At 68.0% G+C, this 19,855-nt stretch carries 23 protein-coding genes; 18 read left to right on the top strand and 5 right to left on the bottom strand.

The window, feature by feature from the left end:
- Nucleotide 1: 1 nt before the first annotated feature.
- Nucleotides 2-1,693: a flagellar basal-body MS-ring/collar protein FliF gene (gene fliF / locus J1C47_RS07985; RefSeq protein WP_207350212.1), complete on the bottom strand. Its 1,692-nt coding sequence runs from the start codon at nucleotides 1,691-1,693 to the stop codon at nucleotides 2-4.
- A gap of 285 nt (nucleotides 1,694-1,978) precedes the next feature.
- Between fliF and J1C47_RS07980 the strand changes: the two genes are divergently transcribed.
- Both J1C47_RS07980 and J1C47_RS07975 read left to right on the top strand, forming a co-directional pair.
- Nucleotides 1,979-2,632, top strand: a complete 654-nt coding sequence (locus J1C47_RS07980; RefSeq protein ID WP_207350211.1) for a hypothetical protein — start codon at nucleotides 1,979-1,981, stop codon at nucleotides 2,630-2,632.
- The gene (locus J1C47_RS07975; protein ID WP_207350210.1) at nucleotides 2,629-2,817 is read left to right on the top strand and encodes a hypothetical protein; all 189 of its coding nucleotides are present in this window, start codon (nucleotides 2,629-2,631) and stop codon (nucleotides 2,815-2,817) included. The genes J1C47_RS07980 and J1C47_RS07975 overlap by 4 nt, the downstream gene beginning before the upstream one ends.
- A gap of 13 nt (nucleotides 2,818-2,830) precedes the next feature.
- Here the strand turns inward: J1C47_RS07975 and J1C47_RS07970 are convergent, their stop codons facing one another.
- Nucleotides 2,831-3,148 carry an Rdx family protein gene (locus J1C47_RS07970; RefSeq protein WP_207350209.1) on the bottom strand — a complete coding sequence of 106 codons (318 nt, stop codon included), beginning with the start codon at nucleotides 3,146-3,148 and terminating at the stop codon, nucleotides 2,831-2,833.
- Between the two features lie 136 nt (nucleotides 3,149-3,284).
- Between J1C47_RS07970 and J1C47_RS07965 the strand changes: the two genes are divergently transcribed.
- The 5 genes from J1C47_RS07965 to J1C47_RS07945 all read left to right on the top strand — a co-directional run bounded on the left by J1C47_RS07965 (nucleotide 3,285) and on the right by J1C47_RS07945 (nucleotide 8,272).
- Nucleotides 3,285-4,094 carry a potassium channel family protein gene (locus J1C47_RS07965; protein WP_207350208.1) on the top strand — a complete coding sequence of 270 codons (810 nt, stop codon included), beginning with the start codon at nucleotides 3,285-3,287 and terminating at the stop codon, nucleotides 4,092-4,094.
- Between the two features lie 274 nt (nucleotides 4,095-4,368).
- Entirely contained in the window at nucleotides 4,369-5,613 is a 1,245-nt protein-coding gene (gene rlmN / locus J1C47_RS07960) for a dual-specificity RNA methyltransferase RlmN (protein WP_207350207.1), read from the top strand.
- 630 nt (nucleotides 5,614-6,243) lie between these two features.
- Entirely contained in the window at nucleotides 6,244-6,657 is a 414-nt protein-coding gene (locus J1C47_RS07955) for a hypothetical protein (protein WP_207350206.1), read from the top strand.
- An 83-nt stretch (nucleotides 6,658-6,740) separates the two neighbouring features.
- The gene (locus tag J1C47_RS07950; RefSeq protein WP_207350205.1) at nucleotides 6,741-7,742 is read left to right on the top strand and encodes a hypothetical protein; all 1,002 of its coding nucleotides are present in this window, start codon (nucleotides 6,741-6,743) and stop codon (nucleotides 7,740-7,742) included.
- Nucleotides 7,743-7,966: 224 nt separating this feature from the next.
- Nucleotides 7,967-8,272: a type II toxin-antitoxin system RelE/ParE family toxin gene (locus tag J1C47_RS07945; RefSeq protein ID WP_210382273.1), complete on the top strand. Its 306-nt coding sequence runs from the start codon at nucleotides 7,967-7,969 to the stop codon at nucleotides 8,270-8,272.
- Nucleotides 8,273-8,291: 19 nt separating this feature from the next.
- Here the strand turns inward: J1C47_RS07945 and J1C47_RS07940 are convergent, their stop codons facing one another.
- Nucleotides 8,292-8,987: a DUF1223 domain-containing protein gene (locus tag J1C47_RS07940; RefSeq protein WP_207350204.1), complete on the bottom strand. Its 696-nt coding sequence runs from the start codon at nucleotides 8,985-8,987 to the stop codon at nucleotides 8,292-8,294.
- A 118-nt stretch (nucleotides 8,988-9,105) separates the two neighbouring features.
- Between J1C47_RS07940 and J1C47_RS07935 the strand changes: the two genes are divergently transcribed.
- The 7 genes from J1C47_RS07935 (at nucleotide 9,106) to J1C47_RS07905 (ending at nucleotide 14,122) form a co-directional block, all read left to right on the top strand.
- Nucleotides 9,106-9,591 (top strand): hypothetical protein, encoded by a 486-nt coding sequence (locus tag J1C47_RS07935; RefSeq protein WP_207350203.1) that lies wholly within the window; start codon nucleotides 9,106-9,108, stop codon nucleotides 9,589-9,591.
- Nucleotides 9,592-9,685: 94 nt separating this feature from the next.
- Nucleotides 9,686-10,267, top strand: coding sequence for a biotin transporter BioY (locus J1C47_RS07930; protein WP_207350202.1), 582 nt, complete (start codon nucleotides 9,686-9,688; stop codon nucleotides 10,265-10,267).
- Nucleotides 10,254-10,928, top strand: a complete 675-nt coding sequence (locus tag J1C47_RS07925; RefSeq protein ID WP_207350201.1) for an energy-coupling factor ABC transporter ATP-binding protein — start codon at nucleotides 10,254-10,256, stop codon at nucleotides 10,926-10,928. Before J1C47_RS07930 ends, J1C47_RS07925 begins: the two co-directional genes overlap by 14 nt.
- Nucleotides 10,925-11,515 carry an energy-coupling factor transporter transmembrane protein EcfT gene (locus tag J1C47_RS07920; RefSeq protein ID WP_207350200.1) on the top strand — a complete coding sequence of 197 codons (591 nt, stop codon included), beginning with the start codon at nucleotides 10,925-10,927 and terminating at the stop codon, nucleotides 11,513-11,515. Before J1C47_RS07925 ends, J1C47_RS07920 begins: the two co-directional genes overlap by 4 nt.
- Nucleotides 11,516-11,630: 115 nt before the next feature.
- Entirely contained in the window at nucleotides 11,631-12,623 is a 993-nt protein-coding gene (locus J1C47_RS07915; protein ID WP_245396427.1) for an ABC transporter substrate-binding protein, read from the top strand.
- A complete protein-coding gene (locus J1C47_RS07910) occupies nucleotides 12,613-13,419 on the top strand; it encodes an ABC transporter permease (protein WP_207350198.1) in 807 nt (268 codons plus the stop codon). Before J1C47_RS07915 ends, J1C47_RS07910 begins: the two co-directional genes overlap by 11 nt.
- Nucleotides 13,361-14,122 (top strand): ABC transporter ATP-binding protein, encoded by a 762-nt coding sequence (locus J1C47_RS07905; RefSeq protein WP_210382272.1) that lies wholly within the window; start codon nucleotides 13,361-13,363, stop codon nucleotides 14,120-14,122. Before J1C47_RS07910 ends, J1C47_RS07905 begins: the two co-directional genes overlap by 59 nt.
- Before the next feature lie 70 nt (nucleotides 14,123-14,192).
- On the opposite strand, the gene J1C47_RS07900 is transcribed toward J1C47_RS07905, so the two are convergent.
- Nucleotides 14,193-14,441, bottom strand: coding sequence for a DUF1344 domain-containing protein (locus J1C47_RS07900; protein ID WP_207350197.1), 249 nt, complete (start codon nucleotides 14,439-14,441; stop codon nucleotides 14,193-14,195).
- 361 nt (nucleotides 14,442-14,802) lie between these two features.
- Between J1C47_RS07900 and aroC the strand changes: the two genes are divergently transcribed.
- From aroC to dxs, 4 genes are all read left to right on the top strand, one after another.
- Nucleotides 14,803-15,903: a chorismate synthase gene (aroC, locus tag J1C47_RS07895; protein WP_207350196.1), complete on the top strand. Its 1,101-nt coding sequence runs from the start codon at nucleotides 14,803-14,805 to the stop codon at nucleotides 15,901-15,903.
- Nucleotides 15,904-15,966: 63 nt separating this feature from the next.
- Nucleotides 15,967-16,893 carry a histone deacetylase family protein gene (locus tag J1C47_RS07890; RefSeq protein WP_207350195.1) on the top strand — a complete coding sequence of 309 codons (927 nt, stop codon included), beginning with the start codon at nucleotides 15,967-15,969 and terminating at the stop codon, nucleotides 16,891-16,893.
- 67 nt (nucleotides 16,894-16,960) lie between these two features.
- Nucleotides 16,961-17,233, top strand: coding sequence for an exodeoxyribonuclease VII small subunit (locus tag J1C47_RS07885; protein ID WP_207350194.1), 273 nt, complete (start codon nucleotides 16,961-16,963; stop codon nucleotides 17,231-17,233).
- A gap of 226 nt (nucleotides 17,234-17,459) precedes the next feature.
- A complete protein-coding gene (gene dxs / locus J1C47_RS07880) occupies nucleotides 17,460-19,376 on the top strand; it encodes a 1-deoxy-D-xylulose-5-phosphate synthase (RefSeq protein WP_207350193.1) in 1,917 nt (638 codons plus the stop codon).
- Nucleotides 19,377-19,399: 23 nt separating this feature from the next.
- Here dxs and J1C47_RS07875 read toward each other — a convergent pair whose 3' ends face one another.
- Entirely contained in the window at nucleotides 19,400-19,849 is a 450-nt protein-coding gene (locus J1C47_RS07875; RefSeq protein ID WP_207350192.1) for a gamma-glutamylcyclotransferase family protein, read from the bottom strand.
- Nucleotides 19,850-19,855 lie beyond the last annotated feature (6 nt).

Genomic DNA, 19,855 nt, shown 5'->3' with positions numbered 1-19,855 from the left:
CTTACGCCGCCTCTTTGTGATTGATCCACTGCTTCAGCACGTTGGCGGCCTTCAGCTCGTCCTGGTCGAGCAACCGCTCGATGCGCTCCTGGGGGCTGAGGTTGTCGGGTTCGTCGAACTGGCCGAGATAGGCCGGCGCGCCGCCGCCGAACTCGGATATATCGGGCGTACCTTGCGCGAACTCGAAACCGCCGGGCAACTCCAGGGCGCCGGCGTTCTCCGGCAGGCCGAGGCCCGGCAGCCCCTCGCCGGCGAGCTCCAGCCCGTTCTCCTGGCCCGGCGTCTGGACGATCGCCCGGATCGCCGGCTTGAGGCCGAACCAGATGACGAGGACGGCGACCGCGAGGATGGTGAGCGCGTTGATGAGCGTGCCGGACTGGCGCATGAACATCTCGCCGAGCCCGGGGCCCGGAACCGGCTCGAGGGCGGTCTCGCTGTCGAGGAAGTCGACGGCCGTCAGCTTCAGCTGGTCGCCGCGCTGCTCGGAGATGCCGGCGGCCGAGGCGATGAGCGCCTTGAGTTCGCCGATGCGCTGGTCGATGTCGGCGTCGGTCGCCTTCTCGCCGAGCGACTGCTTCAGCCGCGCCCGGTTGATGACCACCGCGACTGACAGCTTCTCGACGCTGTAGCCCTCGCTCGTCGTCTGGACGGTCTTTTCGTTGATCTCGTAGTTGGTGAGCTCCTCGCGGCGCTCGTTGTTGTCCTTGGAGGTCTGGCCGCTGCTCGACTGCGCCTGGCCGTTGGCCGGCTGGATGTCCTGCTGGACGCCGACGGCGTTCTCCTTGGTCGAGTTCTCGCTCTCGCCGTTCTCGCGGATGGAGCGGACCGAGCGCTCGACCCGGCCGTCCGGATCGAAGGTCCGTTCGCTGATCTGCCGGCGGTCGGTGTTGAGCCGCGCCGTCACCGAGGTCTGGAAATTGCCGATGCCGAGATAGGGCGAGAGGGTGCGGCGGATCGAATCCTCGACGCTCTTGCCGACGATGCGCTCGATGCCGAACAGCTTCGTCGGCGCGCTGGAGGCCGAATCGTCGCCGGAGGCGAGCAGCGTGCCGTCGGAGGAGAGGATCGTCACCTCGTCGGGCGTCATGCCGGGAATGGCGGAAGCGACGAGGTGGCGGATCGCCTGGGCGGAGGAGAAGTCCTCCGGCTGGTCGGTGCGGATGACGACGCTCGCCGAGGGCTTGCGCTCGTTGCGGCGGAAGCTTCCCTCGTCCGGCAGAACGATGTGGACGCGCGCGGCACGCACATGCGCCAGCGACTGGATGGTGCGCGCGATCTCGCCTTCGAGCGCCCGCACGCGGGTGATCTCCTGCATGAAGGAGGTGAGGCCGATGGAGCCGAGATTGTCGAAGAGTTCGTAGCCGGCGTTCTCGGAGCGCGGCAGGCCCTTTTCGGCGAGCAGCATGCGCGCCGGCGCCGTCTGCGAGAACGGCGTCATCACCGCGTCGCCCTTGGCGTTGACGTCGAAGGGAATGCCGGCTTCCGTCAGCGCCGCGCCGATGCGGGTGACGTCGGTCCGATCGAGGCCCGAATAGAGCACCTCCATGTCCGGTCGCGACAGGTAGTAGCTGCCGAGACCGACGAGCGCGACCACCAACAGGCCGACGAGGCCGAGCGCGGAGAGCTTGCGCGCTCCGAGCCCCGAGAGATTCGTCAGGATCTGCTGAGCCTGCCCGCCGATGGCAAGAGCCATGTTCATTCCTCGCGATACGCACGAACTGCCGTTCTGAGTCGCGAGGGACAATGCCGTCTAAAGCTTGCGCGAGACCCCGGTTAACAAACCGTTAACGCCGTGGATTGTCTGCTGAAATCGGCATGTGGCGGCGCCTGCGGACGGCATCGTCCTCGACGGCTCATGGAATGGCCGGGCCCCCGCCGCAAGACGGGCCGGCCCGACGCGCCATATGCTAAATCAAAGATTGTGTATGTTCAGGAATATGCTATTTTCGGTTGATATTGTTGGGACGAGCGCGGCGCGATGCGGATACTTGATGTCGGTGGTGCGGTGGTCGACGGCGTGGCGTCCATTCCGATCGGGCTGTATTACGGCGCGCGGCGAACGGTGGAGGACAGCGGCGTTCTAGGCCGCGACATCCAGCGCGAGAACTTTGCCGAGGACAGACGCGTCTGGGCGCTGATGAAGGCTGCCTTCGAGAACCGCGGCATCCTGATGAGCGTCATCACGATCGTCGTCTCGGAATCGCTGGAACGCCTTCCCGCCTCCGCGATCGAAAAGCTTGCCGATCATCTCGCCCTGCGCGGAATGAAGATCGTGGCGAGCCGTGCGACGAAGAAATTCATCGTCAAGACCGTGACCGACATCGTCGTCGCGAAGATCGGCGCAAAGACGGTGGCCCGGGTGATCAGCAAGCAGGCGGCGAACAGGGTTATGAGCGTCGCCCTGATGCCGATCTCGATCCAGGGAACGATCGAGCAGGCGTCGAACGCCTCCAAGCGGCTCAGGAAGATCGACCCCCGGCTCTGGCAGAAGCTGGCCGACGGCAACCTCGACATGCTCTACGGGCTGGTCGAGGACGAGCTCGCGCCGTTCGTCGCGCTGGCTGCAATCATCGCCGGCAGCGACCCGCAGTCGCGCGCCGCCTTCACCAGGTTCGAGAGCTACCTCGAATGAGGTTCATCGTCTCGTTCCTCAGGGATCTGACCTTCGACCTCTACGTCTTCGCCGCCTTCGTCAGCGCCTTCGTGGCGTTCAACTTTCTCGCGGATGCCGGCTACGGCGGTGGCATCAAGCTCGCCGGGGCGGCCGCGATCCTCGCGGGGTGGCTCTGCGTCTACGTCGTTCTGAGACGCCGCTGATCGACAGCGGGCGTCATCGCTGCCGGTCGCTGTGGCCGAGATCCCGTTCCGGATCGAGGCGGTCGCGCACCCGCTGCTTCAGCACCTTCGCCTCCGGAAAGCCGCCGTCGGCCTTGCGTTCCCAGATCAGCGCCTCGCTCGCGCCGTCGCGATAGCGGATCTCGAAGACGCCGCCCGTCCCCGGCACCAGCGCCACCTCGCCGAGATCGGTGGAAAAGGTCGAGAGCAGTTCCTGCGCCATCCACGCCGCCCTGAGCAGCCACTGGCACTGGGTGCAATAGGTGATCGCGATGCGAGGGCGCTCCTCGTTTAAGGGCGTCGGTGCTGACATGGGGATGAACCTCCGAAAGGTTGAGAGGCAGACGACCGCGCCGCGGGCGGCCTGAAGCGGTCGATCGTCCGGGCTTCGGCCTATATGGCCCCGGGACAGCTTCGCGCTCAAGGAACCGGCGCGCTCAAGGAACCGGATGCCGACATCGCCCCACCCGGCCAGAGCGCCGCGCTACGATGCGCCCCTCGCCCGCCTCAGATCGAGGCTTCGCCGGCTCTATTACGGCGACGGCAAAGCCGCCATGCGCTTTCAGACGGCCGCCCTGACCGTCGACCTTGCGATCATCGCGCTGTTCATCGCCCAGCCGGTCCTGAAAGGCACCCAGGCCTTTCTCGCCGTCGACTACAGTGTCGCCGCCGTGCTCTTCATCGACATCGCGGCGCGCATGCTGGCGGTGCCCCGGCCGTTTCGCCGGCTGCGCCAGCCGCTGGTCCTCCTCGACGTCTTGATCCTCGTCACGCTGCTTCTGCCCTATGCGCTGATCAACTTCGGTTTCCTGAGGATCCTGCGTCTCTGGTCGCTGTCGAAGAGCGGACGGCTGTGGCAGCCGCTGAAGCGCCGCGGCCTTGCCGAATGGGAATTGCCGGCGCGGGCGGTGGTCAATCTCGTCACCTTCCTGTTTCTGGCGACGGGCTTCATCTACACCTTCTTCTTTCGCCAGAGCTCCGGCCTCGAAGGCTATCTCGACGCGCTGTACTTCACCGTCGCCTCGGTGACGACGACCGGCTACGGCGACATCACGCTGGAAGGCCCCTGGGGCAAGCTGACCGCCATCGTCGTCATGATCATCGGCATCAGCCTGTTCGTGCAACTCGCCCAGGCGATCTTCAAGCCGTCGAAGGTCCACCATCCCTGCCCGCAATGCGGCCTTCAGCGGCACGACCCGGACGCCGTCCACTGCAAGGCCTGCGGCCAGATCCTGAACATTCCGAACGACGACGGCTGACGGCAAGGCGGCACCCCAGGTCGCCGGCGCGATCGCCTGAATGCGAGCGCCGTCGCTGACGCTTCGATCTCCGCCCTTGTGGGGAGATCAGGCCAATCGCAAATGCGGGCCCCGGCTTCGCGCGATCGGCTCGGCACATCCCCGCACCTTGAAGTATCGGGGCAAAACGGGCATGTGTTCCTGAAATCCGACACATCCGCGCGCCTTGGGTGGCAGCGCTCGACCCAGCCGGCCGCGATGCGCCGCCGGCAAGACGATTTCGCGAAGGACCGTCATGGCCGTTTCGATCGACCTGAAGCCGCAGGAAAGCCGCGCCGCGCTCGCCGAACGGGCGCTCGCCGCCGCCGCGATCCCGGCCGTCCCGCAGCCGCTCGGCGAGACGCCCTCGTTGATCGGCCTGTCGCGCGAGGAACTCGGCGCGGCGCTTGCCTCCGTCGGCGTGCCCGAGCGGCAGATCAAGATGCGCGTCGCCCAGCTCTGGCACTGGCTCTACGTCCGCGGCGTCTCGGATTTTTCGCAGATGGCCAACGTCTCGAGGGAGCTGCGGGAAAAGCTGGCCGCCGCCTTCACCATCGCACGGCCGGAGATCGTCACCGAGCAGGTCTCGGTCGACGGCACCCGCAAATGGGTGCTGCGCTTTCCGGCCAAGGGGGCGGGCCGGCCGGTCGAGATCGAGACGGTCTACATCCCCGAGGAAGGCCGCGGCACGCTCTGCGTCTCCTCCCAGGTCGGCTGCACCCTCACCTGCACCTTCTGCCACACCGGCACCCAGCGGCTCGTCCGCAACCTCACCGCCGACGAGATCGTCGGCCAGGTGCTCTTGGCGCGCGATCGACTCGGCGACTTTCCCGATGCCGAGACGCCCGCCGGCGCGATCGTTCCCTCCGAAGGCCGCCTCGTCTCCAACGTCGTGATGATGGGCATGGGCGAGCCGCTCTACAATTTCGACGCCGTGAAGGCGGCGCTGGCCGTCGTCTCCGACGGCGAGGGTCTGGCGCTGTCGAAGCGGCGGATCACGCTCTCGACCTCCGGCGTCGTGCCGATGATCGCAAAGACCGGCGAGGAGATGGGCGTGATGCTGGCGATCTCGCTCCATGCCGTCCGCGACGCGTTGCGCGACGAGCTGGTGCCGATCAACCGGAAATATCCGCTCAAGGAGCTGCTCGATGCCTGCCGGACCTATCCGGGCCTTTCGAACGCCCGGCGGATCACCTTCGAATACGTCATGCTGAAGGGCGTCAACGACAGCCTCGACGACGCGAAGGAGCTCGTGCGCGTGCTGAAGGGCATTCCGGCGAAGATAAACCTGATCCCGTTCAATCCCTGGCCGGGCTCGGCCTACGAATGCTCCGACTGGGACCAGATCGAGCGCTTCGCCGACTTCGTCAACCAGGCCGGCTACGCCTCGCCGATCCGCACCCCGCGCGGCCGCGACATCTTCGCCGCCTGCGGCCAGCTGAAATCGGAATCGGAGCGGATGCGCAAGAAGGACCGCGAGGCTCTGGCGGCGGCCGAGTGAGACCTGTGCCGGGGTGACGCCGGTCCGAAGCCGGTCCGATGCCGTGAGGCATCGAAGCCGGCTGATGGCGGCCGATCCGGTTTTCTAACGTGGCCCGGCTTGGCGTCGAAAATTCGTCTGCGCATCCGGCTGTGCCGGGCGAGCGGACGCGTCGCCATCATCGCGCCAACACGACGTTCGCGAGGGCGCTCGGGGCGCGGGTCCGCATGTCCGTCCGTGCCGGCCATCTCGCTTCAGAGCAAAACCCGGTCCGGGGCGGCGGCACCTTCCGGCTTCGAGCCCAAATCATCGAAATTCGATGGCGAAAGCGCCGACTTCACCGTCATGGGGTCGCGCCGATGATTCGACTTGCCATCGCGGCATCGACGGCATAGTACGTTCCCCTGGGGAATGTCGGTCATCCTGAAAGTCGGAATTGCCGGAAGTTGCAATGCGCCTGCGCAAGCAGCGCGGCAGTGCTTTGTCGTGCTGTCCGACCGCGGGAAGATCGACGCTGCCACCGCCGGGGCGTCCGCGCGCCGTGCAAGATGCAGGAAGGCCGAGGGCGGCTGACGCCGGAAGCTGCAACGGTCGTCGGGTGTCGGCCGTCAAGATTCGAATGAGCGCGAGCGCACGGAGATCGGCAGGATCATGCAGGCATTACTGGCGGCATTGGCATATGCGACCGTCTCGATTGCCGGGTTCACGGCGGAAGCCCCGGCTGCCGGCCCCGAGAAGGCGCATGTCATCAAGGTTCAGGGCACCTTGAGCTGGAGCGGCAGCTGGATCTACATCCCCGAAATCCGCAAAGGGATCACGAAGGACAATCACTCCTCCATCGAACTTCTGATGGGAAACAAGGTCAATTATTGCTTGAACGGCTCGTGCTGGAAGGTCGGTTTTACGGAAAAGAACCAGATCTACAGGTTCGTCGTGCCGTCGATCATTCCGACCTACTACGAGTTCTGGCTCGGAGACTTCAATTCCCTGGAGGGAAGATCCTGGTTCGGCAAGACCAAGCCGCAGGGCGCTCCGGATGCGATGATCCGGATGATGCATCCGTAGCCGACCGTCAAACGTTGCGGCGGTTGCCTCCGCCGCCCCCATCGAAGCCTCCATCCTCTCTCTCCCCGCGTCAAAGGTGATCCGTGTTCGGTTGGCAAAACCTCGTCCTGGGTGCGACCATCGCGCTGACTTTCGCCGGGTCGGCCACGGCCCAGCAGAACGATTACGGCGGCTACGACATCGTCGCAGCGCCGAAGGGCGAATCTTTCTACGCCGACACGCGGGGATGGCGCGTCTTCGCCGCGAGGGCCCGCGGGAAGTTCGCCTATTGCTTTGCCGAGGCAAGGCGCAGCGACGGCTCGGCCTTCCGCCTCGGCTGGGACGGCCAGCAGTGGCAGCTCGCGGTGCCGGTCGTCTCCCGGCCCGACTGGCGGGGCACGCTTCGGATCGACGGTGCGGGCTCCGGCCAGGGCTATCAGAGAGGCGGCGACTTCATTTCGGGGACGGCAACCGGCCGCTGGACGATCGCCTGGCTCGGCGAGGCCGAACTCGACGGCCTGCGCCAGGGCAAGGCTGCTGTTCTCGGCGTCGGCAAGGCCGACTACGACTTCGCCCTGTCGGGTTCGACGGCGGCGGTGCTGAAGGTCAAGGAATGCGTCGGCCGTTCCGGCGAGGCCGCGTCCGCGGCGGCGCCCGAGCCGACGGAGGCGACGGCCGCGCGCTTCGGCAAGGCGGGCTCGTGGATCATCAACGAGTTTCGCGAAGGCGGCCGGGTCGTTGCCTGCGAGACCTACGATTCCGCCAAGGGCAACCTGCGCTTCGAAATCGACCGGGACAACAGCTATATCGATTTCAAGGACGGCGGCGAGATGGGCCGTCTTGGCCAGCGCATTCCCGTCAAGGTCGGCTTCGGGCCGCGGGACGCGCCGACGGATTCCGTCGTCGAGATCATCGAGGGGCGCGACGGCGAGAAATGGGCCCGCATCACCCAGGGGCGCAGCGACGGCCCGGGCTATCTGGACGATGCGATCCCCAACTCCCGGCAGGTGTCGTTCAGCGGACCGAACATCATCCTGGAAACCGATCTTGGGGGAAGCAACAAGGCGCTCGACGCGTTCTTCAGGTGCAGCGGGAACATCCAGTAATCGCCCCGAAGACCTTGCCCCGCCGGCGGCGAGGCGACTTGAGGCCGACATCGACGCGGCCCTCGAAGCACGAGCGGCGGAGTTGGCCGAACAAGGCTACTGAGGTGCCACGCCTCATACGAGATCCGCTCGATCAGAGCGGGGCTCGTATCAAGCCCGCGCGGCGAATGAGCGTCTTTGTTTCCGGCATCACGAAGTGATCTGCCGGAATCCGTATCAGACATTTGAGGTCCGCTCGGACCGATCTGGTGGAAATCCTCACCGACGTCACCCGGCAAAGCGGCAGCCTGTCGGTCGGGCGACGCTTCATCGACCTGTTGCGCCTGAAATGTGCCACTCCTTTAGGCCTTCCGGGCCTTCTCGGCACCCCGCGCCCGGAGCTTCGGCGTGACATCCGGAGCTATGCGTTCCGCGGCTATGTCATCTACATCCGATATCTCGACGATCGCGAAACCCTCGAGATCGTCAACATCCTGGAAGGCCATGCCGACGTCGACGCACATTTCCACGGTGCGCCCGGCGACGCGTGAAAGACGACCGTATTTGCCCTCAGTCCGCCGCGCCGAGGATGGCGCCGGGCCGGCCGTCACTGTCCGCCTGCAGGACGACGGCACAGGCGTCGGCGCCCTTCGCCGCGCCGCAGCGGCCGAGATCGAAGCGTGCCGGCGTGCCGGTCCACCGTCCGAGCGGCGTCAGGCCGCGGACGGCGTTGACGTAGGTGACCGTGCGGCCGCGGTTCTCGCCCCTTCCGATCGGTACCGACGCGGTGCGGGTGTAGTCGACGCGCCAGAGCGTCGCCCCGCCCGAACCCGCCCTTTCCTTTCCAGCGCCGATCCTGACCGTTCCGGCCTTGCGGTCGACCGCGATCTCGACCGGCAGCGGCGCGCCCATCAGCCCGGCGATCGCCACGGCGTTGGAGCCGACCGCATGGCCGCCGCCGTCGACCACCGCCTGGGGCGTATAGACCTGGCCGTCGCCGCGCCGGACGGCATAGTCCCGCTGGCGAGTCGAAAAGGCCGGGGAGCCGAGCGTGTCCGGCCAGCCGAGCCGGTCCCAGTAGTCGACGTGGAAACCGAGCGCCAGGACGTCGGCCTCGCCCGACAGGCCGCGCAGAAGCGCATCGGCCGGCGGGCAGGAAGAGCAGCCCTGGCTGGTGAAGAGCTCGACCACGTGCCGCGGCCCGGCCGTCGCGGGCAGCGCGGCCATGGTCGCAAGGCAAGCGGCGGCAAACCATCTGGCGGGCATCGTCGTCTCCTCGACATTGTGTCCTCGACCGGGGTTCGGTGCGGCGGCCGAAGCGGTTACAGTCCGGCCGCGATCGGGCCGATAACGATCGCGTGCAGATCGAAGAAGGTGGTCGCCGATGGGCACGGTCCTGAGATTCCTGTTCGTCGTGCCGCTCGCCTATGTCGCGGCCTGCCTCGCCTCGGCCTTCGCCATGCTCTGGCCGTTCATGCAGATTGGAGGGTCGGCCGCGATGGACCCGATCTTCGTCGGCCGGGCCGCCTTCGTCTTCGGCGCCCAGACGCTGCAGATCGGTGCCGTGACCTTCATGCCCTGGGTCGCCTGCATGGTGGTGAGCGAACTCTTCGGCCTGTCGTCGCTGCTCCTGCATCTGGTCGCGGGGCTGTTCGGCGGCATCGCGATCCTCTTCGTCGCCTACGGCCAGAACGTGCCGCATATGAGCGTCCAGACGGCGATCCTCGTTGCCTCGCTGACCTTCCCGCTGGTCTACTGGATCCTCGCCGGCCACGGCGCCGGGCGCTGGCGCCGGAAGCTGCCTGCCGCCGGCAGCGGAGGCGCCGAGACGCGGCGACCGCCCGCCCCGCCCGCCAAAGGCACCGCGTGAGACGTGCGATCGCTCGTGCCCATTGATTTTTCGCCGGCCATGCGGTCAGTCGTCGCCTGATCCGGCACGACCCGAAGAAAGGTTTCCCATCGCCATGTCCACCCGCGACATCGTCCTCATCGCGCTCTTCGCCGCGCTGATGGCCGCGCTCGGCGCCTTTCCGCCGCTGATGATTCCCGCCATCGCGGTACCGGTCACCGCCCAGTCGATGGGCCCGATGCTCGCCGGCGGCATCCTCGGCGCGAAGCGCGGGGCGCTGTCGATGCTGCTCTTCGTGGTGCTCGTCGCCGCCGGCCTGCCGCTTCTGTCGGGGGGCCGCGGCGGGCTGGCGATCTTTGCCGGGCCGACCGCCGGCTTCATCTTCGGCTGGATCGTCGCGGCCTTCGCCACCGGCCTCGTGGTCGAGCGATTCTGGGCGAAGCTGACCTTCGTCACCGCCTTCCTCGCCGCCGCCGCCGGCGGCATCGTGCTTCTCTACGCGATCGGCATTCCCTGGATCTCGCTCGTCGGCGGCGTGCCGCTGGCAACGGCCGCCACGGGCTCCGCCGCCTTCATCCCCGGCGACCTCATCAAGGCCGGTCTCGCGGCGGCCGCGATCGTCATGGTCAGGCGGGCCTATCCGATGATCCGGCAGGAGGACCGCTGGCGGACCGCTCCGAGCGATGATCTCGATTGAGGGCGTCCGGCTCGAACGCGGCGGACGAACGGTTCTCTCGGGGCTCGATCTGACGCTCGCCGAGCGGCGCATCGGCGTCGTCGGCGCCAACGGCTCCGGCAAGAGTTCCTTCGCGCGCCTCGTCAACGGGCTGCTGCTGCCGAGCGCTGGCCGCGTCACCGTCGACGGCCTCGACACCCGCCGCGAGGCGAAGGCGGTGCGCCGCAAGGTCGGCTTCCTGTTCCAGAATCCCGACAACCAGATCGTCTATCCGACCGTCGGCGAGGATCTCGCCTTCGGCCTGAAGGGGCGCGGCCTGGCGAAGCCGGAGATCGCCGAAAGGGTCGCGGCAACTCTCAACCGCTTCGGCCTGGAGGGCTTCGGCGACCGCCTCGTCCACGAACTTTCCGGCGGCGAGCGGCAGCTGGTGGCGCTTGCCGGCGTCATGATCCTCGAGCCGGAATGGCTGGTCCTCGACGAGCCGACGACCCTGCTCGACCGCCGGAACGCCCGCGCGATCATGGCGGCGGTCGCGGCGATGCCCCAGAACGTCTTGCTCGTGACCCACGATCTGACGCTCCTGGCGGATTTCGACCGCGTGCTCGTCTTCGAGGCCGGCCGCCTCGCCACCGACGCGGCGCCCGCTGCGGCGATCGACGCCTATCTTCGGATCGCCGGGTGATCGCCGGACTCTACCGCGCGGGAGACAGCCCGCTGCATCGCACCGGCGCGGGGACGAAGCTCCTCGCGCTGGTCCTCTTCGGGACGCTTCTCCTCTCGGTTGCCTCGCCGATCGTCGCGGCCGGGGGGCTTCTGCTCGTCCTCGGCCTCTATCTCGCGGCGGGCTTTGGCGCACGCATCTTCCTTGCGCAGCTCAGGCCCGTCGCCCTCGTGCTCGTCCTCCTGGCGCTCGCCCAGCTCTGGCTCTCGACGCCTTCGGAAGCGCTCCTCCTCGTCCTGCGATTCGCAGCGCTCGTGCTCGCCGCCGGGCTGGTGACGCTGACGACCCGCACCGCCGATCTCGTCGCGTCGCTCGAACGCAGACTGTCGCCCCTCGCGCGGCTCGGCCTCGACGTCGGAAAGATCAGCCTCGCCGTTTCCCTCGCCATCCGCTTCATCCCGGCCGTCGGACAGATCGCGGCGGAGGTGCGCGAGGCGCAGATCGCGCGCGGCCGCAGGCCCTCTCCGGTCAGCCTGGTGGTGCCCCTGATCGTCCGCCTCCTGAAGATGGCCGACGAGATCGCCGAGGCGATCGACGCCCGGTCGTGAGGCCTTCGCATCGCAAGGCGGGCGCACCGCGTCGAAACGGGACGTCGGACCATCGCCACAGCGCGGCGAAGCGCTTATGGTGGCGCCGGGCACCGCGGAATTTGGGAGGATCGTCATGCGGCTGACAAGCGCCGTCGCGGCGGTATTCGCGCTCGTCCTGGCTGCCACCGTCACCCCCGGCTCTGCCGAAGAGAATCCGACGATCCGGATCGGCGTATTGAAATTCGGCACCGTCAACTGGGAGCTCGACGCGATGCAGCGGGCCGGCCTCGACGAGAAGGCCGGCGTCACCATCGACGTCGTCCCCTTCGCCGGCGAGGACGCCTCCGCCGTGGCGCTGCAGGCCGGCTCGGTCGACATGATCGTTTCCGACTGGCTGTGGGTGTCGCGGGAGCGGGCGATGGGGACCGACCTCACCTTCGTGCCCTACTCGACCTCGGTCGGCTCGCTGATGGTGCAGGCGGACAGCCCGGCAAAGACCCTCGGCGACCTCAAGGGCAAGTCCATCGGCGTTGCCGGTGGCCCGCTCGACAAGAACTGGCTGCTGATCCAGGCGCTGGCGAAGAAGCGCTACGGCGTCGATCTCGCGGCCGAGAATTCGGTGGTCTACGGCGCCCCGCCGCTCCTTACCGAAAAGGCCCGGCAGGGCGAACTCGATGCCGTGCTGAACTTCTGGCACTACGCCGCGCGGCTCGAGGCGGAGGGCTTCCGCACGCTGATCTCCGGGACGAAAGCGGCGATGGAAATGGGAACGTCCGGGCCGGTCGCCTCGATCGGCTGGGTGTTCCGCGACGGATTCGCCGAGAAGCACCAGGGGGCGATCGCCGCCTTCCTGAAGGCCGACCAGGCGACGAAGGATCTGCTGGCGAGCTCCGACGATGCCTGGAACGCGCTGAAACCGCTGATGAAGGCCGAGGACGAGAAGACCTTCACCACGCTGCGGGACCGCTATCGCGAAGGCATCCCCGATCGGTCGGCGGCCGAGGAGCGCACCGACACGGAGCGGCTCTACGGCCTTCTGTCCGAGATCGGCGGCGAAAAGCTGGTCGGGCCGTCGAAGACGTTGCAGCCCGGCACCTATTACGACGACGGCAAGAATGGCTCTTGAGCTGGAACACGGGACGGCGGGCACCGCCGTCCCCTCGCGCCTTGCGCCCGGCGTCGTCACGATCGTCTCACTTGCCGGTCTCCTTGCCGTGTGGTGGGTCGCAGCGACGCTCGCCGACAGCCGCGTGCTGCCGACCCCGCCGGAGGTCGCAGAGGCGTTCTGGCGCGACGCGCGAACCGGCGAATTGTTCTTCCATCTCGGCATGACGCTGATGCGGGTCGCCGGCGCCTTCGCCATCGCCATGGCCGTCGGCTCGGCCATCGGCATCTTCCTCGGCATGAACCGCGAGGCGAACCGCTTCTTCGACCCCTGGGTGATCCTCTTCCTCAACGTCCCGGCGCTGGTCCTGATCGTCCTCGCCTACATCTGGTTCGGGCTGAACGAAGCGGCGGCGATCGGCGCCATCGCCGTCAACAAGATTCCCAACGTCGTCGTGACGCTGCGCGAAGGCGCAAGGGCGCTCGACCGCGATCTCGAGGAGATGGCGCGGGTCTACCGCTTCTCCTTCGCCAGGACGCTGCGCCACGTGGTCCTGCCGCAGCTTCAGCCGTATTTTGCCGCAGCGTCCCGCTCCGGCATATCGCTGATCTGGAAGATCGCCCTCGTCGTCGAACTGCTCGGCCGTTCGAACGGTGTCGGCTTTCAGATCAACCTTTATTTCCAGCTCTTCGACGTGGCGGCGATCCTCGCCTATACACTCGCCTTCGTCGCGGTCATGCTGATCATCGAGTTCCTCCTTGTCCAACCTTTCGAAGCCCATTCCACCCGCTGGCGGCCGAAACGCGCTCGAGGTTGAGATCCGCGGCAAGACCTTCCGCGGGGCAGACGGCGAGGCGGTCCGTGCGATCGAGACGATTGCCTTCGAGGTCGCGCCGGCGAGCTTCGCGACGCTGATCGGCCCGTCCGGCTGCGGCAAGACGACGACGCTCCGGATCATCCTCGGCCTCGACGAGGATTACGAGGGGCGGCTCAGGCTGCCTGACGAGGGGCACGGGCGGATCGCGGCGGTCTTCCAGGAGCCGCGTCTCCTGCCCTGGCGTACGGTCGAGGAGAACGTCCGCCTGGCACTGTCCGACGACGAGGCCGAACGCGACCTCGACCAGCTCTTCGCCGTCCTCGGCCTCGCCGAGATGCGCTCGCGCTATCCCTCCGAGCTCTCGCTCGGCCTGGCGCGCCGGGTCGCCCTGGCGCGGGCCTTCGCGGTGCGTCCGTCGCTGCTCCTCCTCGACGAGCCCTTCGTCTCGCTCGACGAGCAGACCGCGACGCGGCTGCGCAAGCTGCTGATGGACGTCTGGTCGGCGCGGCCGACGACGGCGCTGATGGTGACCCACAATCTGCGCGAGGCGGTTCAGCTCTCGGACAGGATCATCTTCCTGACCGAGCGCCCGTCACGCGTGCGCGGCGTCCACGACATCGCGAAGCCGCGCGCGGAACGCGACACGCGCTGGCGCGAGGCGACGCTCTCGGCGATCGCCAAGCGCTATTCGGGCGTGCTGTAGACGCGGTCCTGCGACGAACGGTCCTGCCGGAAAAACGGCGAAGCCCGGCGGTGGATCGAGCCTCGCGGGGTCAGAGCGCCCTGAGATGCGGCCGCTCGTCGGCGGCGTCGTAGATCAGGACGACGGTCATGCCCTGGGCGATGGCTTCGTAGTCGAAGTCCGGCGGCAGGTTGTAGATCTCGCCGTCGCTGAGGCGCAGCTGCGCGTGCTCGCGATCGATGGATTCGATGACACCGTCGGTCTCCTCCGCCATTGCGGGGATCGTCAGTGCCACGGTCAGGAACGAACTTGCGAAAAGTGCCAGAATCCGTCTCGTCATGACCTTGCTCCTCGCTCGCCACGTCTGATGCCGTGCATTCGGGCCTGCGGCCTTCGCGTCGGAAGTGCCGCCAATTTCGGAGAGCGAAGCATCGTCGGCCCGCTCCCGTCCGCCGACCCGGAACGTCGCCTCCGATTGTGTCCAAAGTCGTACCGGGCCATGGCGAATTGTATCGAAAGATTCGCCGCGATGGTAAGCAATTCTTTAAGGCTGGCGGCCCTGCGGAACGCCGGCCGGACGGCTGCCGCGGCGGCGCGTTGCTCAGGCCCTCGCAGACGGGATTTGCGTCGATTTGCGCTTTGCGCGTAGAGAGGTCGCAGACGGCCTCGTCCCCTGTTCATGCCACGGCTTCGACTGCCCCATGTCCCACAACACCTTCGGCCACCTCTTCCGCGTCACCACCTGGGGCGAGAGCCACGGCGCCGCGATCGGCTGCGTCGTCGACGGCATGCCGCCGAACATTCGCTTCACCGTCGCCGAGATTCAGGCCGAGCTCGACCGGCGGCGTCCCGGCCAGTCGCGCTACACCACGCAGCGCCAGGAGCTTGACCAGGTGCGCGTCCTCTCCGGCGTCATGCCGGGCGAGACCGAGGGCGACTACGTCTCGACCGGCACGCCGATCGCGCTGGAGATCCAGAACACCGACCAGCGCTCGAAGGACTATTCCGACATCGCGCAGCGCTACCGGCCGGGCCATGCCGACATGACCTACGACGTCAAATACGGCATCCGCGACCATCGCGGCGGGGGGCGGTCCTCGGCCCGCGAGACGGCGATGCGGGTCGCGGCCGGCGCCCTCGCCCGCAAGGTCGTGCCCGGCCTGCGGGTCCGCGGCGCCCTCGTCGCGATCGGCGCGACCTGGGTCGACCGCTCGCGCTGGGACTGGGACGAGGTGCCGCGCAATCCGTTCTTCTGTCCGGACGCCGAGACGGCGACCCGCTGGGCGGAGGAACTCGACGCCGTCAGGAAGAGCGGCTCCTCCATCGGCGCGGTGGTGGAAATCGTCGCAGAGGGCGTGCCGGCCGGGCTCGGCGCCCCGATCTACGGCAAGCTCGACGCCGACATCGCTTCCGGACTGATGTCGATCAACGCGGTGAAGGGCGTCGAGATCGGCGAAGGCTTCGCCGCCGCCGCGCTGTCGGGCGAGGAGAACGCCGACGAGATGCGCCCCGGTCCGGACGGCAGGCCGCAGTTCCTGTCGAACCATGCCGGCGGCATCCTCGGCGGCATCTCGACGGGCCAGGCCGTCGTCGCCCGCTTCGCGGTGAAGCCGACCTCCTCGATCCTGACGCCGCGCCGGTCCGTCGATGCCGGCGGCAACGCCGTCGACGTGATGACCAAGGGACGTCACGACCCCTGCGTCGGCATCCGGGCCGTGCCGGTCGGCGAGGCGATGGTGGCCTGCGCCATCGCCGACCATTATCTGCGAGATCGCGGCCAGGTCGGGGCAGTGCGTGCGTGAACCGCCATGCCCCCGATGCCGGCCGGTTTGAAGTTGGGCGGGAGGGGCGCTAGCTCGTTTGTTATGAACACGCGGCTCTATCATCACGAGATCTTCGCCGAGCACCTCACCGGCCCCGACCATCCGGAGCGGCCGGACCGCATGAAGGCGGTCGCCGCGGCGCTCGAGGCCGAGGCGTTCCAGCATCTCGACCGCGCCGAGGCTCCCGAAGCGCCGCTCGAGGCGATCTATCGCTGCCATCCGGAAGAATACGTCCGCCGGATCGCGACGACGATCCCCGGCGAGGGCCTGACCCGGCTCGACAACGACACCGTCGTCAGCCCGAAGAGCTTCTCCGCGGCGCTCCACGCCGCAGGCGGGGCGATCGCCGCCGTCGACGACGTCGTGGCGAAAAGCGCGAAGAACGTCTTCGTGGCGGCGCGCCCGCCGGGCCATCATGCCGAGCGGGCGATCGCCATGGGCTTCTGCCTGTTCAACAATGCCGGGGTCGCCGCCCGCCACGCCCAAACCGTGCACGGTCTGGAGCGGGTGGCGATCGTCGACTGGGACGTCCATCACGGCAACGGCACCCAGGACATCTTCTGGTCCGACCCGTCGGTCCTCTACGCCTCGACGCACGAGATGCCGCTCTATCCTGGCACCGGGGCGAGGAACGAGACCGGTGCCGGCAACATCGTCAACGCGCCGCTGAGGGCCGGCGACGGCGGCGAGGAATTCCGTGCGGCGATGCGCGAGCGCATCCTCCCCGAACTCGAGGCCTTCGAACCCGATCTCGTCATCGTCTCGGCCGGCTTCGACGCGCACTGGCGCGACCCTTTGGCGAACATCAACCTCACCGAGGCCGATTTCGACTGGGCGACCGGCCAGCTTCTCGACGTCGCCGACCGCCATGCCGGCGGCCGGCTGGTCAGCCTGCTCGAAGGCGGCTACGACCTCAAGGGCCTGGCTTTCTCTGCAGCCGCCCACATCAAGCGCCTGATGACCGGCTGAGGCGCCGGCGCGACGCCCCGCCCGCTCCGGCCGGCGAAACCGCAACCCACGACGAAAGGTCCGGCCCATGGCGGAGACCGGTGAAGCGCCGCTGCCGGCGGACGATTCGGACATCAAGCGGATGAGCTTCGAGGACGCGATCGCCGCGCTCGAGCGCATCGTCACGGATCTCGAACGGGGCGACGTGCCGCTCGACGTCTCGATCCGCATCTACGATCGCGGCGAGAAGCTGAAGAACCACTGCGAGCGGCTGCTGTCGGCGGCCGAGGACAAGGTGGAGAAGATCAAGCTGAACCGCGCCGGCAAGCCCTCCGGCACCGAGCCGCTCGATCCCGGCTGAGACCGGCCTCGCCGCACCTCTTCGCCCGAAAAGGCGGCAGACGGGGCGGAGCGCGCCTCGTTCCCGCGGCTCGTCCGGCCGGGCTTGCGATCCCGTGCTTGAAGAGCGCACTCTGTGAACGATCTAAGTGCAATGCCGGCGCGCCGTGAGGCACGCGGGCCTGGCTGCCCGATCCGATGCCAACGGCCCGCGGGCGGCCGCGTCAGTCTCGTTGAAAGGTTTTGAGGTGGCAGAAACGTCCAACACGCCGCTCCTCGATCGGATCACCCATCCGGAGGATCTGCGCGACCTCGATGAATCGAAGCTCACCCAGCTCGCCGACGAACTCCGCGCCGATCTCATCGACCAGATATCGCGCACCGGCGGCCATCTCGGCGCCGGTCTCGGCGTGGTCGAGCTGACCGTCGCCCTGCACTACGTCTTCGACACGCCGCGCGACCGCCTGATCTGGGACGTCGGCCACCAGGCCTATCCCCACAAGATCCTCACCGGACGCCGCGACCGGATGAAGACGATCCGCCAGGAGGGCGGGCTCTCCGGCTTCGCCAAGCGCACCGAGAGCGAATACGACCCCTTCGGCGCCGGTCACTCGTCGACCTCGATCTCCGCCGGGCTCGGCATGGCCGTGGCGCGCGACCTGTCGGGCGGGACGAACAACGTCGTCGCGGTGATCGGCGACGGCGCGATGAGCGCCGGCATGGCCTACGAGGCGATGAACAACGCCGGGGCGCTGGATGCGCGGCTGATCGTCATCCTCAACGACAACGACATGTCGATCGCCCCCCCGACCGGCGCGATGAGCGCCTATCTGGCGCGGCTCGTCTCCGGCAAGACCTACCGCACGATCCGCGACCGGGCGAAGAGCCTGACCCGCATCCTGCCGGACTTCATGCGCGAAGGCGCGCGGCGGACGGAGGAATATACCCCCGGCTTCTTCACCGGCGGCACGCTGTTCGAGGAACTCGGCTTCTATTACGTCGGGCCGATCGACGGGCACGACCTCAACCACCTCTTGCCGGTCCTCAAGAACGTCCGCGACGCCAAGTCCGGCCCGATCCTCGTCCACGTCGTCACCAAGAAGGGCAAGGGCTACCCGCCGGCGGAAAGCTCGACCGACAAGTATCACGGTGTCTCGAAGTTCGACGTCATCACCGGGGCCCAGTCGAAATCCAAGGCCAACGCCCCGAGCTATACCGGCGTCTTCGCCGACAGCCTGATCCGCGAGGCGGAGGAGGACGAGCGCATCGTCGCCGTCAACGCCGCGATGCCGGCCGGCACCGGCCTCGACAAGTTCGGCGCGCGGTTTCCGAAGCGCACCTTCGACGTCGGCATCGCCGAGCAGCACGCCGTGACCTTCTGTGCGGGGCTGGCGTCCGAAGGCTACCGGCCGTTCGCGGCGATCTATTCGACCTTCCTGCAGCGGGCCTACGACCAGGTGGTGCACGACGTCGCGATCCAGCATCTGCCGGTGCGTTTCGCCATCGACCGGGCCGGCTTCGTCGGCGCCGACGGACCGACCCATGCCGGCTCCTTCGACCTCGGCTTCCTGACCTCGCTGCCGGGGATGGTGGTGATGGCGGCGAGCGACGAGGCCGAGCTCAAGCACATGGTCCGCACCGCAGCGGCCCACGACGAAGGCCCGATCGCCTTCCGCTACCCGCGCGGCAACGGCGTCGGCGTCGACCTGCCGGACCGCGGCGAGATCCTTCCCATCGGCAAGGGCCGCATCGTCAAGGAGGGGTCGAAGGTGGCGATCCTCTCCCTCGGCACGCGGCTCGCCGACGCGATGAAGGCGGCGCAGGAGCTCGACGGCTTCGGCCTGTCGACGACGGTCGCGGATGCCCGCTTCGCCAAGCCCCTCGACACCGCCCTCCTCGCCCGGCTGGCACGCGAGCACGAGGTGCTGGTGACGATCGAGGAGGGAGCCGTCGGCGGCTTCGGATCGCTGGTGATGCAGTTCCTGGCGATGAACGGGCTGCTCGACGCCGGGCTGAAGCTGCGGCCGATGGCGATGCCCGACCGCTTCGTCAATCAGGCCTCGCCCGAGGCGATGATTCACGAGGCCGGCCTCGACGCGAAGGCGATCGTCGACACGGTGTTCCGGGCGCTCGGCGAAGGGGCGAAGCGGCAGATGGAGGCGTAAGGCCGCGGCCGGCTGGCCGGTCGCTAAAACCCCTCAGCATCGCCCGCGCCGTTCAGCCGTCGATGTGCCCGCCAGTCGCCGTCCTTGAGCACCGGGTCGTCTTCCGACTGCTGCGAGACGTAGACCCAGGCGTGAACGCCCGCCGGCTCGACGAGGGCGATCCGGCGGCGCACATAGAGCGACCCGGCCTCGTCGCGCGGATCGTAGCCCTCCCAGTCGTCGAAGACAGCGAAGGCCTCCGGCCGCAGGACGGCATGTAGCTCGGCGACGACATGGCCCTCGCGGGCAGCGTCCCCGCCGGTCGCACGCGCGTCGGCCGGCATCGGAAAGTAGCCGGGATAGCTGCCGTGGTCGCGCAGGATGCCCGCAAGGCGGCACGGACCGATCCGGCGCACAAGCCCTTCGGTCCGGGGCGTCGCGGCATCGCCGGCGCCCTGCATCAACGTGCCGTAGAAGGCGAAATAGTCCGTCATCGTTCG

Source organism: Jiella sonneratiae, assembly GCF_017353515.1.
Classification (GTDB): Bacteria; Pseudomonadota; Alphaproteobacteria; order Rhizobiales; family Rhizobiaceae; genus Jiella; species Jiella sonneratiae.
The sequence above is the reverse complement of the archived record's forward strand: the minus strand, read 5'-3'. Positions and strand labels throughout refer to the sequence as shown.